Consider the following 13,598-nt stretch of genomic DNA (forward strand, 5'->3'; position numbering starts at 1 on the left):
GTGTGCTTCACGCCGTCGGCGCCTGTTGTCGGCCCACCGTTTCACCCCCCGAGAACGGTGGGCCGACTTATGTCCTCACACCGGTCGTCCCGAACGAGTCGTCCGGAACGAGCGGGCCGTGAGCAGGACGACCGGGACGGTCACGAGCGGGATCACGAACGCCCACCTCAGGTGGTCCGCCGTCGCCGCGGCCCCGATCAGCCCTCCCCCCAGGATCGCGCCCAGGTAGTTGGCGATGTTCATGCGCGCGATCGCGACGTCGCGGGCCGCGGGCGGAACCGCCGCAGCGAGCGCCGCGAACGCCAGGGGCGCGAGGATCGCCAGGCCCAGGCCCGTCACGAAGAAGCCCACGATCGCGACGACCGGCAGGGGCGAGACGACGACGGTCAGCAGTCCCGCGAGGCCGATGCTCGTCCCGATCGTCACGACCGCGGCGGCACCCAGCCGGCGGACGGCCAGGTCGCCGCCGAACCGCGAGACCAGCGCGCCGGCCTGGTAGGCGCCGTAGGCCAGCGGTGCGACGGACGTCGAGGCGTCGAGGGCGTCCTCGAGGTACACCGTGCTCCACGTCAGCGTGCCGGTGTCGGCGGCGTAGAACACCAGCACGACCAGGCCGAAGACCAGCACGGGTCGCCACGGCAGGTCGAGTCCGGCCGACGAGAGGCCAGGGTCGCGCTCGCTTGCGTCGACGAAGTGGGGTGCCGCGGCGGTCGAGACGAGCCACGTGACGGCGGCCACGGCGGCGAGGGACGCCGCGAACGGCACGTCGACCTCGGCGACGCCCGCGGCGTACAGCGCCCCGACGATGCCGCCGACCGACCACAGGCCGTGGAAGCTCGCCATGATGCTGCGGCCGTAGGCCTCCTGCACGCGGACGCCCTGCATGTTCATGCCGGCGTCGACCGCGCCGACGCCGAGGCCGTAGACGACGAACGCCACCGCCAGCAGGGGGGTCGACGGCGCGAGCCCGACCAGCAGGGCCCCGGCCCCGATCGTCAGCAGGGCGACGCGGAAGGCCACCGCGCTGGAGCGGCGCTCGGCGACGATCCCCGCGAGGACACTGCCGACGCCCGACACGACGGCGACCAGCACGAGGATCGCCGTCAGGCCGCCGTCGTCGATGCCGAAGTGGTCCTTGATGCGCGGGGCCTGCGTGACGATCGCGGCGAACACCAGCCCCTGCAGGAAGAATCCCGACGCCACGGCACCGCGGGTCCTGCGAAGGTCGCTCATCCGCGTCATCGTAGGCCGCGGGAGGGGCAGCGTCAGCGCATGAAGCCGAGGGGCGCCCGCGCGACCCCCGGGAAGACCTTCGAGAGGTCGAGCGACGAGAAGCGCGAGCCCAGCACCTCCATCAGGACGGCCCGGTAGTCGGTCGTCATGGCGAGGTCGCCGTCGACCTGCTGGGCGGTCCCGAGACCGGGCCAGCGCGCGTAGTAGCCGCCGACGACCCCGGCGCCCAGCGCCAGGACGGCGTTGCCGTAGCCGTGGTCGACGCCCCGCGAGCCGTTCTCGGTGAGCCGGCGGCCGAACTCGCTGAGCGTCACGACCGTGACGCGGGAGGCGTCCGGACCGAGGTCGGTGAAGAACGCCGCCAGGCACGCCGCGAGGTCGGCGATGCTGTCCTTGACCCGCCACTGCAGGTCGACGTGGTGGTCCCAGCCGCCGGCGTCGACCGCGACGGCCTTGACGCCGACCTTGGCCCGGATGAGCCCGGCGGTCGAGCCGAGGGCCTCACCGAGCGCCGAGTACTTCGGGTACGTGACGCCCGACGGCGCGCCGGCGCCGACGGCGCTCGCGATGTCGGACGCGCGACGGCCGAGCGTCAGCGCGTCGACGCCGGCGGGCCCGAGGGGGCCCTGGTGGCCGGCGTATTGCGCCTGCAGCGACGACGACACCCGCTGCATCATCGTGGTGTCGGAGTGGAACGGCAGCTGGAGGTCGTCGAAGCCGCCGGTCGCGAGGCTCGGGGCGGGCCCGACGAGCGACGTCGGGGTGACGGTCGACCCGATCTGCATGCCGTCGAACAGGTCGGGCGCGGACGACAGGCCCGAGATCATCCGGTTGATCCAGCCGATGCGCGCCGAGCTGCCGGCGTCGGCGTCCTCGAGCAGCTCCATCGCCTCGAAGTGGCTGCGGTTGGGCGACGGCAGACCGATCGCGTGCAGCCCCGCGACCTGTCCCGCGGCCCACATGCCCTGCAGCGGCGCGAACGACGGGTGCAGGCCGAACGTCGCGTTCGGCCGCAGGAGCCGGTCGTACGCGATCGACGTCGTGGGCCGGGCCGTGTAGTAGGCGGGCTCGGCGTGCGGCACGATCATCGACAGCCCGTCGGCGCCGCCGCGCAACGACACGACGACCAGGATGTTGCCCTCCGTGGCGCCGTAGACCGTCGACGTCAGGACGTCGCCGAACATCGAGGTCGTGACGCCCGCCATCGCGGCGAGGCCCGCGGCCTTCAGGATCGATCGCCGGCTCACGCCGTAGTCGTCGCAGCCGCAGACGTCGTCGTTCGGCACCGTGCTCATCGGAGCATCCCCTCGGGAGCGTTGAGGACGGAGCCGCGCACGACGGTCCACGTCCAGTCGGAGACCGCGGTCGCGTCCTTGAAGCTGCGGCCCTCCGTCGTGTTCAGGGCGTCGGCGACGCCCTTGCGCAGCGCGGCCGTCGCGGGGCGACCGAGCAGCATGCGCGACTGGTGGTCGGTCAGCTGGCCCAGCGTCTGGGGCCACGCGGCCGGCATCAGCTCGGCGCGCGCCGGGATCGAGACGTCCTTGGCACCCCACCAGTTGCCGGCCAGGGCGTAGTGGATGTTCCAGCTGCGGACGATGCGGGCCGGCGACGTCCACGTCGTCGACGTCTCGGGGAAGCCGTCGGGGCGGGGCCAGTCGAACTGCTTCTGGCCCACGGTGCCGCTCATCCAGACGACGTGCCGCGCGAACGCCGCGTCGTCGTCGGCGGCGACTGGCCTCGTGCCCAGCACACGGGCGCAGTTGACGACGTCCTCGGTCGGGGTGCGGACCTTGAGGCCCGCCGAGGCCGCGAACTCGGGGTGGCGCACCAGGGCGCGCAGCGTCGCGCGGATGTCGGTGTCGGACGCCCGGTAGGCGTCGGCGACGGCCGTCACGATCTCGTCGGACGGGGTGTCGGAGACGAACCGCAGGCACAGGCGTCGCGCGAGGCGCCGGGCCGTCGCGGGGTGCCGGGCCAGGTGGTCGAGGTAGGCCGCGACCACGGGACGTCCGTCGGCCTGGGCGTTCGGGTGCGTGAAGTCCATGACCGAGACGGCACCGACGTAGTGGTCACGCGGGTCGTACGAGGCCGCGTACCCGTCGAACACCTTGACCTTGAAGCCCGTCAGGATGCGCGCCGAGCTCTTGACGTCGGCCTCGTCGTAGCCCGCTGGGCGTCCGACGGTGTACAGCTCGAGCAGCTCGCGCCCGAGGTTCTCGTTGATGCCGTTCCTGGTGTTGGACGAGTTGTTGAGCCAGCCCGACATCGCGGGGTGGACGATCGCCTCGCGCAGCATGAGCCGGAAGCGGCCCAGGGCGTGGCGGCGGATCACGTCGTCGAAGGCGGGGCGCCACGGGAACGAGCGGTCCTCGCCGGCGGGGATGTAGAGCAGGTTCGACCAGAAGTCGGCCATGACCTCCTGCACCTGGCGGCGGGCGACGATCTTGCGGGCGAGGGTGTAGCTCGACAGGTCGTAGCCGAAGTCCCACGCGCTCTTCTCCTCGCGCGTCACCCGGGCCCAGGCCGCGTCCGGCGTGTCGGCCAGCAGCGGGAACCACGACCGGACGCGGGTGCCCGCCGTGTCGACGAGCCGGGTCGGCGCGAGCTGACGCTCGAACCACTGCTGCCAGCCGCCGGCCGCCCGCAGGTCGGTCACGACCTGCTCGTCGACGCCGAACGTGAAGCGGCTCGCGACCAGCTGCTGCCGCGCGTCGAGGGTCCTCGGCACGGAGGCGGACGACAGTCGTGTCGCGCTCACGGCGATCCCCTTCGGACGGTCCTCCCACGGTCGCGCTGACCCACCACGACGTCGGGGCTCCCGTGCCCGACGTCCGGTGCCACGAGGGACTCCCGACCCCCGGCACCGGTCCTGCATGACCTGACCTGGGCCCAGCGTAGGACCGGGGAGGGTCGCCCGCACACGAATCGGCCGAGGACGTCCGCGGATACAGTCGGGGGGTGAAGACCTCCAGCACGCGGATCGCCGGGCTCGGGACGACGATCTTCGCCGAGATGAGCGCCTTGGCCGCCCGGACGGGTGCCGTCAACCTGGGGCAGGGCTTCCCCGACACCGACGGCCCGGACGACGTCGTCGACCGAGCCGTCGACGCCCTGCGGTCGGGCCGCAACCAGTACGCGCCCGGGGCGGGGGTGCCCGAGCTGCGCGCCGCGATCGCCGCCCACCAGAGCCGCTTCTACGGCCTGGCCGTCGACCCCGACGACGAGGTGGCCGTCACGACCGGTGCGACCGAGGCGGTCGCCGCGGCGCTGCTGGGCCTGGTCGACCCGGGCGACGAGGTCGTCGTGCTGGAGCCGTACTACGACTCGTACGTCGCGATGATCCAGATGGCGGGGGCCGTCCGGCGCCCCGTGACGCTGCGCGCGCCGGACTTCCGCCTGCCGGTCGACGAGCTGCGGGCCGCCGTCACCCCCCGCACGACCGCGATCCTGCTCAACTCGCCGCACAACCCGACCGGCACGGTGCTCGACCGCGCCGAGCTCGAGGCCGTCGCGGACCTCGCGATCGAGCACGACCTGGTCGTGATCAGCGACGAGGTCTACGAGCACCTGACGTTCGACGGCGTGCCGCACGTCCCGATCGCGACGCTGCCCGGCATGGCCGAGCGCACCCTGACGATCTCGAGCGGCGGCAAGAGCTTCTCGTTCACGGGCTGGAAGATCGGCTGGGCCACGGGTCCCGCACCGCTCGTGCGGGCGATGCTCGGCGCCAAGCAGTTCCTGACGTTCACGTCGGGCTCGCCGTTGCAGCCCGCGATCGCGCACGCGCTCGGCGCCGACGACGACTACTTCGCGGCGTTCACGCAGCGGCTGCAGTCGCAGCGCGACCTGCTGTGCGCCGGGCTGGCCGACATCGGCTTCGACGTGTTCGTGCCGCAGGGCACGTACTTCGCCACGACCGACATCCGTCCGCTCGGATTCGACGACGGCATCGACTTCTGCCGGTCGCTGCCCGAGCGGGCGGGCGTCGTCGCCGTCCCCCAGCAGGTCTTCCACGACGACGTCGAGGCCGGCCGCCCCCTCGTGCGGTGGGCGTTCTGCAAGCGTCCCGAGGTGATCGCCGACGCCGTCGAGCGGCTCGGCGCCCTGCGCCGCTGAGCCCGCGGCACAGGGCAGGGCTCAGTGGCCGGACAGCCCGCCCGTCAGGCGTCCGTGACGCTCGGCGCTGGCGGGGTTCAGCCCGACGATCTCGACGGTCTTGCCCTTGCGCTCGTACTTGGTCGTGATGGCGTCGAGCGACGCCACGGTCGAGGCGTCCCAGATGTGCGACTGCGACAGGTCGATCACGACGCGCTCGGGGTCGTCGACGTACTGGAACTGCGTGTAGAGGTCGTTGCTGGAGGCGAAGAACAGCTCGCCCGTGACGGTGTAGACCGCCTGGGGCGCACCGTCGGCGCCGGTGCCGACGCTGCGGTGGGTCTCGGTGAGGTGTGCGACCCGGCGGGCGAACAGCGTCATCGCGACCAGCACGCCGACGCCGACGCCGATCGCCAGGTTGTGCGTCAGGACCGTCACGACGACCGTCGCCACCATGACGGCGGTCTCGCTCTTGGGCATCCTGCGCAACGTCGACGGCTGGATCGAGTGCCAGTCGAAGGTGCCGACCGACACCATGATCATGACGGCGACGAGGGCCGCCATCGGGATGAGCGCGACGACGTCGCCGAAGCCGACGACGAGGATGAGCAGGAAGACGCCCGCGAGGAACGTCGAGATGCGCGTGCGGGCACCGGACGCCTTCACGTTGATCATGGTCTGGCCGATCATGGCGCAGCCGCCCATGCCGCCGAAGAAGCCCGTGATGACGTTGGCGGCGCCCTGCCCCCAGGCCTCGCGGGTCTTGTCGGAGTGCGTGTCGGTGATGTCGTCGACGAGCTTGGCGGTCAGCAGCGACTCGAGGATCCCGACCAGCGCCATCGCGACGGCGTAGGGCGCGATGATCTGCAGCGTCTCGAGGGTGAACGGCACGTCGGGCACGAACCAGGCCGGGAGGCTGTCGGGCAGCTTGCCCTCGTCGCCGACGTCGGGCACGTTGATCGCACCGACGACCGTGAACGCGGTCAGCGCGACGATCGCGACCAGCGGCGCGGGGATCACGGCGTTGATGCGCGGGAAGCCGACCATCACCGCGATGCCGACGGCGATCATGGGGTAGACGGCCCACGGGACGTCGATCATGTGGTCGATCTGTGCCTCGAAGATCAGGATCGCCAGGGCGTTGACGAAGCCGACCATCACCGAGCGCGGGATGAACCGCATGAGCTTGGCGACGCCCAGCACCGCCAGGACGACCTGGATCACTCCGCCGAGCAGCACCGTCGCGATGAGGAAGTCGAAGCCGTGGTCCTTCATGACCGGCGCGATGACCAGGGCGATCGCTCCGGTCGCGGCCGAGATCATGGCCGGCCGGCCGCCGAGGAACGAGATCGCGACGGCCATCGTGAACGAGGCGAACAGGCCGACCCGCGGGTCGACGCCCGCGATGATCGAGAACGAGATCGCCTCGGGGATCAGCGCGAGCGCGACGACGAGGCCGGCGAGCACCTCGGTGCGCAGCAGCTTGGGCGACCGAAGTGCGTGCAGGACGCTGCCCTCGGCGTGGGGGGATCGGGGGGACGTGCGAGGTGACACAGGCTTCTCCTGGGACGCGCCCGTGGGCGCGAGGTCGTGTGCGGGGGCGGCCGCGCGATGGGCCACCATGGTGGTGCCGGCGATGCGCCGGCGAAGTCTGGACACAACCCTACCGCAACGTAAGGGTTGGTCCACAACCGATGGTGGAGGACGTCCATGGCGATGCACATCGGCGAGGTCGCGGCCCGCACCGATCTGTCGCTGCGCAGCCTCCGGCACTGGGAGGACGTCGGGCTGGTCGTTCCGTCCGGGCGGTCCGAGGGCGGCTTCCGGCTCTACGCCGAGGAGGACGTCGAGCGGATCCTGTTCGTCCGTCGCATGAAGCCGCTGGGCTTCACGCTCGACGAGATGAAGGCCGTCATGGCCGATCTCGCCGCGCTGCGCGACCCGGGCGCCGGCACCGACGACCGCGCGCGGGCCGGCGAGCACCTGGCGGACGTGCAGCGCGACGCCGCCGAGCGGCGTGCCCGGCTCGAGCGTCAGCTCGCGATGGCCGACGAGTTCCTGGGTCTGCTCGCGACCGAGCTCGACGCGCCCTAGCCCCTGGCCCGTCCGCTCGCCCACGCCGCGTCGAGCAGCGCGACGGCGACCGAGCGGGCGACGGACGTGTCGAGGTCGTCCCGCCGCAGCCGCATCGCCAGGTGGCCGCTCACGACGAGCAGCAGCTGCTCGGCCACGGCGGACGCCGCACCGTCGCCGACGACCGGCGCCGCGCGGTCCCGCAGCCCGTCGCGCAGGGTGTCGGTGTCGCGTGCGACGGCCAGCACGATCTCGTCGGGCGGGTCGAGGTACTCGGCCGCCGCCCCGAGGAAGGCGCACCACCGGGCGCCGAGCGGGCGCGCGCTGAACCGGTCGAGGGCGTCGAACACGGCCAGCAGCGCGTCGCGAGGCGTCGCCGCCTCCTCGGCCGCGTCGCGCCACACGTCCATCCAGGCGTGGTGGCGGCGCTCGAGCGCCGCCGCCACGAGGGCCTCCTTGCTGGCGTAGCCGCGGTACATCGTCGCGGCCGAGACCCCGGCCCGCGCGAGCACGGCGTCCACCGGCGTGAGGTTGATGCCCTGCGAGAAGAACAGCTCGTCGGCCGCGTCGAGCAGCTTGGTCTCGGTGGAGGTGCGCAGGGGCATGTCCTCAGCCTAGACTCGACAAAGTGAAACGTACGTTTTTGTTTGAGAAGGCCCGCCCCGCAGCCCTCGTCACGTCAGGCCTGGGACTCGTCGCGGCGACCTACGGTCTCGTGCGGCTGGCGTACGGCCTGTTCCTGCCGGACGTCCAGGCCTCGCTCGGGCTCGGTTCCGCGGCGTCGGGACTGATCTCGGCGGGCGCGTCCGTCGCCTACTGCGCCGGCGCCGCCGCGGGATTCGTCTGGGCGTCGTCCCGCCCGAGGCGGTTGGTCGTCGCCTCGATCGCCGGTGCGGCGGTGGGTTCTGCCGGCATGGCCGCCGCATCAGGCCCGCCAATGTTCGGGATCGCCGCCGTCCTCGCCTCGACGGGGGCCGGGCTGGCCTCCCCCGCCCTGGTCAGCATCGTGCGGCGGACCGTCGCGGCGACGGACGACGCGCGGCACCAGGCCGTCGTCAACGCCGGGACCGGACCGGGCCTGGTGGGCGCAGGCCTCCTGGCCCTCGTCCTGCTGCCCGACTGGCGACTCGCCTGGTACCTCGTCGCAGGGGCCACCGTCGCCGTCGGTGCCGCCGTGCTGCTCCTCGACCGGGGTCGGGACGCCCCGACCGACGGCGGACGACGCCCGCTGCCGTCGCCCGCCTGGCTGGCGTCGCACCGTGCACCGATCGCGTCCGCCCTGCTGATGGGCGCGGGATCGGCGGCCGTCTGGAGCTTCGGTCGCACCCACCTGGTCGCGGCGGGCGTCGGCGAGCAGGCCTCGGTGCTGGCATGGATCGCGATCGGCGTCGGCGGCACCGCGGTGGTCGCCTCGGCCGGGCCCATGGGATCGCTCCCGCCCCGCGCCGCCTGGTGCCTCACGACCCTGGTGACGGGCGCGGCCACCGCGACCATCGGCGTGTCCACCGGCGCACCGGCGCTCGTGGCGTGCGTCGCGTTCGGCTGGGGCTACACCGCGGGCAGCGGCGCCCTCATCGCGTGGACGACCGCGATCGACCCGCGCCACGCACCGGCCGGCACGTCGATGCTGTTCGTCGTGCTGGTGCTGGGCCAGGCGCTCGGCGCTGCGGCGATCGGTGGAGCGATCCCCGCGACGGGATCGTCGGCAGCCTTCGTGGCGGCCGGCACGGTGGCACTGCTCGCCGCCGTCGCGCCCTTCGCACCGTCGGCACGGGCGGGCTCACCGCAACGGCGGGTGGCGGCGGGCACCCGCGTCTAGGAGCCGGCGGACGCGGCCTCAGGTGCCGTACACGTCGGGCACGCCGTCACCGTCGGCGTCGATCGCCTCGCGCTCGGCGATGCGCGCATAGACCTTGTCGCGGCGCCGCAGCACGACCGCCGCGAGGACCGCCGCGAGGAGCGATCCGGTGAGGACCCCGACCTTGACGTGGTCGTCACGATCTGACCCGAGCCCGTAGGCGAGGTCGCCGATCAGCAACGACACCGTGAAGCCGATCCCCGCGAGGACCGCGACGCCGAACACGTCGGTCCACGCCAGCTCGTCGTCGAGACGGGCGCGGGTGAAGCGGGCGAACAGCGCCGTGGTGCCGAAGATGCCGACGGTCTTGCCGACGACCAGGCCCGCGATGATGCCGAGGGCGATGGGATCGCGCAGGGCCTCCGACAGACCGGACAGGCCGCCGACGGCCACGCCCGCGGCGAAGAAGGCGAACACCGGCACCGCCACGACCGTCGACAACGGACGGACGAGGTGCTCGAAGTGCTCGGCCAGGCCGATGCCGTCGCCGCCGTCGCGACGCAGCACCGGCACCGCGAAGCCGAGCAGCACGCCCGCGACCGTCGCGTGCACGCCCGACTCGTGCATCAGCGCCCAGGTCGCGACCGCCAGCGGCAGCAGGAGCCACCACGAGCGGATGCGCCGCTGCACCGCGACGGCGAACAGGGCCAGCGGCACCAGCGCCGCCGCGAGGTACCCGACCTGCAGGTCGGACGTGTAGAAGATCGCGATGATCGTGACCGCCAGCAGGTCGTCGACCACGGCGAGGGTCAGCAGGAACGTCCGCAGCGCCACGGGCAGGTGCGAGCTGACGACGGCCAGCACGGCGAGCGCGAACGCGATGTCGGTCGCGGTCGGGATGGCCCAACCGCGCAGGTCGGACCCTCCGCCGGCGTTGACCGCGACGAACACGAGGGCCGGGACGGCCATGCCGCCGACCGCGGCGACGACCGGCAGCGCAGCCCGGCTGGGATCGCGCAGGTCGCCCGCGACGAACTCGCGCTTGAGCTCGAGACCCACGACGAAGAAGAAGATCGCGAGCAGGCCGTCGGCGGCCCAGGTCGCGAGCGTCAGGTCGAGGTGCAGCGCCGACGGACCGATGCGCGTCTCGGACAGACGTTCGTACGACCCACCGGCGGGCGAGTTGGCCCACACCAGTGCGACGACGGTCGCGACCAGCAGCAGGGCGCCCCCGACAGTCTCCTTGCGCATCAGCTCGGCGATGCGCTGCGCCTCGGGCCAGCTGCCGCGGGACAGCAGGGAACGGGACGAGCGGTGGTCATTCACGAGAACGGGCTCCAATGGGGGTCGACGACGTCATGCCGACCAGACTTCCCGGCGCACCTCACACCAGCCTACCGGAACGCCCCCTCACGCCAGGCTCAGGAAGAGCTTCTCCATCTTCTGGGCGTCCACCCCACCGGGACCGTCGCCCTGGGCGATGCAGTGCTGCATCCCGGTCGAGACGATCGCGTAGCCCGCGCGCGAGAGCGCCTTGTTGACGGCCGCGAGCTGCGTCAGGACGGACTCGCAGTCGGACCCCTCCTCCATCATCCGGATGACGCTGCCCAGATGTCCGTGCGCGCGCTTCATGCGGGTGATGATGGCCTTGATCTCGGCGGGGTCCAGGCCCATCGCCTCCGCGTCGGCCATCAGGCGTTCCCGACCAGGCGGAGCAGCTCGGTGAGGCGGCGGCGCGCGTCCTCGGCGACGTCCTGCAGCGCGGCGCCCCCCGGCGCCATCGTCGTCATGACCCGCGGATCGAGCGTCTCGACGATCGTCTCGTCACCGTGCGCGCGGACGACGACGTTGCACGGCAGCAGGGCCGCGACCGACGGGTCGGCCTGGGTCGCGGCGTGCGCGAGCTCGGGCCGGCAGGCGCCGAGGATGATCTGCGGCTCGACGTCGACGCCGAGCTTGGCCTTGAGGGTCGCCTGCATGTCGATCTCGGTCAGGACGCCGAAGCCCACGTCGGGGAGGTGTCGACGCACCAGGGCGACGGTCTCGTCGTACGTCCTGGTCGTCGCGGTGGTCATGGTCATCGATGTCATGGTCGCTCCTCGTGCTCGGGGGTGTTCACACCGATCCTACATCCCCCCTGGGGGATGTGTTACGGTCACGTCGTAACCCCCCGGGGGGTTACCCCATCCACCACACTACATCCGAATCTCGCAGGACGGACCCCATGACGACGACCTCGACTCCCCCACGGCTCGACACCTCCGCGACCCGGCCCGGCCCCCTCGGACGACTCGGCCTGTGGCTCGTCGCGCACGCCCGTCTCGTCACCGCGGGGTGGATCCTGGTCGTGGTCGCCCTGGGTGTCTTCGCCCCACGGGTCGAGAGCGAGCTGTCGGGCGCGGGCTGGCAGGCGGACGGCTCACCGTCCGTCGAGGCTCGCGAGCTCGCCCGCACCCACTTCGGCGGTCAGGCCTCGTCGGCCATCCAGGTCGTGGTGCACCGCGACGACGGCCCCGTCACCGAGGGACGGGGCGCCGAGGTGATCGCCGCCGTCACGGCCCGGCTCGAGGCCGAGCCCCGCATCGCCGACGTCGTCGCGCCCCAGGCCGGGGCGACCCTCAGCACCGACGGACGCACCGCGATCGTCATGGCCGGGGCCGGCGTCGACACGAACGAGATGGTGCGGGTCGCGACCGATCTCAAGCAGCCGCTGCAGGATCTCTCCGGCGACGGGATCGAGGTCGACCCGACGGGCTCCTCGCTGCTGTGGTCCGACTTCAACGAGGCCAATCTCGAGGCCATGCTGACGTCCGAGATGATCTCGTGGCCCCTGACCCTGACGATCCTCGTCATCGCCTTCGGCGCGCTCGTGGCGGCCGGCCTCCCGCTGCTGCTGACGCTGGCCGGCCTGGTCGCCTCCGCCGGCTCGCTCGTGCTGATCAACGAGCTCGTGCCCGTCTCGATCTGGGCCATGAACTTCGCGATGATGTTCTCGCTCGCCCTGGGCATCGACTACGCCCTCTTCCTCGTCGTCCGCTACCGCGCCGCCCGGATGGGTGCGGGGCTGACGGCACGACGAGCCGTCGCCGAGACGATGGACACCGCCGGCAAGGCCGTGCTGCTGTCCGGGCTGACCGTCCTCGTCTCGCTGTCGGCGGTCATGCTCGTCCCCTCGCCGTCGTTCCGCTCGATGGCCGGCGGCATCATGATCTCGGTCGTCTTCGTCCTGGCGGCGACGCTGACCCTGCTGCCGATCGTGCTGTTCGCGCTCGACCGCCGCATCGACCGCTTCTCCCTGCCATGGGTCACGACGGGCCAGCACCGGTCGCGTCGCTTCGCGGCCTGGGGCGAACGGCTGTGGCAGCGACCCGCCGCCTGGGGCGCCGCCTCCGTGATCGTCCTCCTCGCGCTCGCCTCGCCCGTCGTCGGCCTGAGGACCTCGATGCCGTCGATCGGCGTCCTGCCGGACGACGCCTCGGCACGCGTCGGGTACGACCGGGTGCAGGACGCCTTCGGCGACGGCGCGCCGGGGACGCTCCAGGTCGTCGTCGAGGCGTCGCAGGCCGAGGCCGCCTCGAGCGTCCTCGTCTCCGATCCCGGCATCGCCGGGGCCCAGCCCGCACGGCTCGCGACCGACGGCTCCGGGCTGGCGATCGTCCAGGCCGTGCCCACCGTCGACCCGTCGGACCCGGCACTGGCGACGACGGTCGACCGCCTGCGCTCCGAGCTGCCCGACACGGCTCTGGTGGGAGGCGCCGCCGTGGAGAACATCGATCTCAAGAGCCAGCTCGACCGGTCGACCCCGCTCGTGATCGGCGTCGTGCTCGCCCTGGGCTTCGCGCTCCTGCTGGTCGCCCTGCAGGCGCCGTTGATCGCGCTGCTCGGCACGCTCGTGAGCCTGCTGTCGACCGCCGCGGCCTTCGGTGTCGCACGACTGGTCTTCCAGGACGGCTGGGGCGCCGGGGTCCTCGGCTTCGAGAGCCAGGGGTTCCTCGACGCGTGGGCGCCGGTCTTCTTCTTCGCGATGATCTTCGCGATCGCGATGGACTACACGGTCTTCCTGCTGGCCTCGGCCAAGGAGCACTACGAGCGGACGGGCGACCCGAAGGAGGCGATGGTCGGCGCCCTCGCGCACTCCGGCCGGGTGATCTTCGCCGCGGGCGCCGTCATGGTCGTCGTGTTCTTCACCTTCGCCCTGTCCGGCCCGCTGCCGCCCAAGGAGATGGGAGTCGTCCTGGGCGTCGCGGTGCTGCTCGACGCGTTCGTCGTCCGGCTGGTGCTGCTGCCCGTGCTGCTGCGACTCACCGGCCATGCGGCCTGGTACGCCCCCGCGTGGCTGCGGCGGGCACTGCCCACCATCACCTTCGCGCACCACTGACCAGAGGAGAGACCATGTGCA

At 72.4% G+C, this 13,598-nt stretch carries 12 protein-coding genes; 4 read left to right on the top strand and 8 right to left on the bottom strand.

Going from position 1 to position 13,598, the window contains the following annotated elements:
- Window positions 1–75: 75 nt before the first annotated feature.
- Genes IFT73_RS08785 through IFT73_RS08795 form a run of 3 tightly spaced genes read right to left on the bottom strand, consistent with a single transcriptional unit; the run spans window position 76 to window position 3,991 of the window.
- Entirely contained in the window at window positions 76–1,269 is a 1,194-nt protein-coding gene (locus IFT73_RS08785; protein ID WP_371811219.1) for an MFS transporter, read from the bottom strand.
- A complete protein-coding gene (locus IFT73_RS08790; RefSeq protein ID WP_192167305.1) occupies window positions 1,266–2,528 on the bottom strand; it encodes a DUF1501 domain-containing protein in 1,263 nt (420 codons plus the stop codon). Before IFT73_RS08790 ends, IFT73_RS08785 begins: the two co-directional genes overlap by 4 nt.
- Window positions 2,525–3,991 carry a DUF1800 domain-containing protein gene (locus IFT73_RS08795; RefSeq protein ID WP_192167306.1) on the bottom strand — a complete coding sequence of 489 codons (1,467 nt, stop codon included), beginning with the start codon at window positions 3,989–3,991 and terminating at the stop codon, window positions 2,525–2,527. The genes IFT73_RS08790 and IFT73_RS08795 overlap by 4 nt, the downstream gene beginning before the upstream one ends.
- 200 nt (window positions 3,992–4,191) lie before the next feature.
- On the opposite strand from IFT73_RS08795, the gene IFT73_RS08800 reads away from it, so the two are divergent.
- The gene (locus IFT73_RS08800; protein WP_192167307.1) at window positions 4,192–5,349 is read left to right on the top strand and encodes a pyridoxal phosphate-dependent aminotransferase; all 1,158 of its coding nucleotides are present in this window, start codon (window positions 4,192–4,194) and stop codon (window positions 5,347–5,349) included.
- A gap of 21 nt (window positions 5,350–5,370) precedes the next feature.
- On the opposite strand, the gene IFT73_RS08805 is transcribed toward IFT73_RS08800, so the two are convergent.
- Window positions 5,371–6,882 carry a SulP family inorganic anion transporter gene (locus IFT73_RS08805; RefSeq protein ID WP_371811209.1) on the bottom strand — a complete coding sequence of 504 codons (1,512 nt, stop codon included), beginning with the start codon at window positions 6,880–6,882 and terminating at the stop codon, window positions 5,371–5,373.
- 156 nt (window positions 6,883–7,038) lie between these two features.
- Here IFT73_RS08805 and IFT73_RS08810 point away from each other — a divergent pair, with 156 nt between their 5' ends.
- Entirely contained in the window at window positions 7,039–7,422 is a 384-nt protein-coding gene (locus IFT73_RS08810; RefSeq protein ID WP_192167308.1) for a MerR family transcriptional regulator, read from the top strand.
- Here IFT73_RS08810 and IFT73_RS08815 read toward each other — a convergent pair.
- Window positions 7,419–8,006 (bottom strand): TetR/AcrR family transcriptional regulator, encoded by a 588-nt coding sequence (locus IFT73_RS08815; protein ID WP_192167309.1) that lies wholly within the window; start codon window positions 8,004–8,006, stop codon window positions 7,419–7,421. The genes IFT73_RS08810 and IFT73_RS08815 overlap by 4 nt on opposite strands.
- 23 nt (window positions 8,007–8,029) lie before the next feature.
- On the opposite strand from IFT73_RS08815, the gene IFT73_RS08820 reads away from it, so the two are divergent.
- Window positions 8,030–9,220 carry an MFS transporter gene (locus tag IFT73_RS08820; RefSeq protein ID WP_192167310.1) on the top strand — a complete coding sequence of 397 codons (1,191 nt, stop codon included), beginning with the start codon at window positions 8,030–8,032 and terminating at the stop codon, window positions 9,218–9,220.
- 18 nt (window positions 9,221–9,238) lie between these two features.
- Here the strand turns inward: IFT73_RS08820 and nhaA are convergent, their stop codons facing one another.
- The 3 genes from nhaA to IFT73_RS08835 all read right to left on the bottom strand — a co-directional run bounded on the left by nhaA (window position 9,239) and on the right by IFT73_RS08835 (window position 11,289).
- Entirely contained in the window at window positions 9,239–10,525 is a 1,287-nt protein-coding gene (nhaA, locus tag IFT73_RS08825; protein ID WP_082555940.1) for a Na+/H+ antiporter NhaA, read from the bottom strand.
- 84 nt (window positions 10,526–10,609) lie between these two features.
- Window positions 10,610–10,873, bottom strand: a complete 264-nt coding sequence (locus IFT73_RS08830; RefSeq protein WP_192167445.1) for a metal-sensitive transcriptional regulator — start codon at window positions 10,871–10,873, stop codon at window positions 10,610–10,612.
- Between the two features lie 17 nt (window positions 10,874–10,890).
- On the bottom strand, window positions 10,891–11,289 hold the full coding sequence (locus IFT73_RS08835; RefSeq protein ID WP_192167311.1) for a DUF302 domain-containing protein: 399 nt from the start codon (window positions 11,287–11,289) through the stop codon (window positions 10,891–10,893).
- Between the two features lie 134 nt (window positions 11,290–11,423).
- Here IFT73_RS08835 and IFT73_RS08840 point away from each other — a divergent pair, with 134 nt between their 5' ends.
- The gene (locus IFT73_RS08840; protein ID WP_192167312.1) at window positions 11,424–13,577 is read left to right on the top strand and encodes an MMPL family transporter; all 2,154 of its coding nucleotides are present in this window, start codon (window positions 11,424–11,426) and stop codon (window positions 13,575–13,577) included.
- The last annotated feature ends 21 nt before the right edge of the window (window positions 13,578–13,598 follow it).

The sequence above is a fragment of the Aeromicrobium sp. CFBP 8757 genome, assembly GCF_014841755.1.
GTDB lineage: Bacteria > Actinomycetota > Actinomycetes > Propionibacteriales > Nocardioidaceae > Aeromicrobium.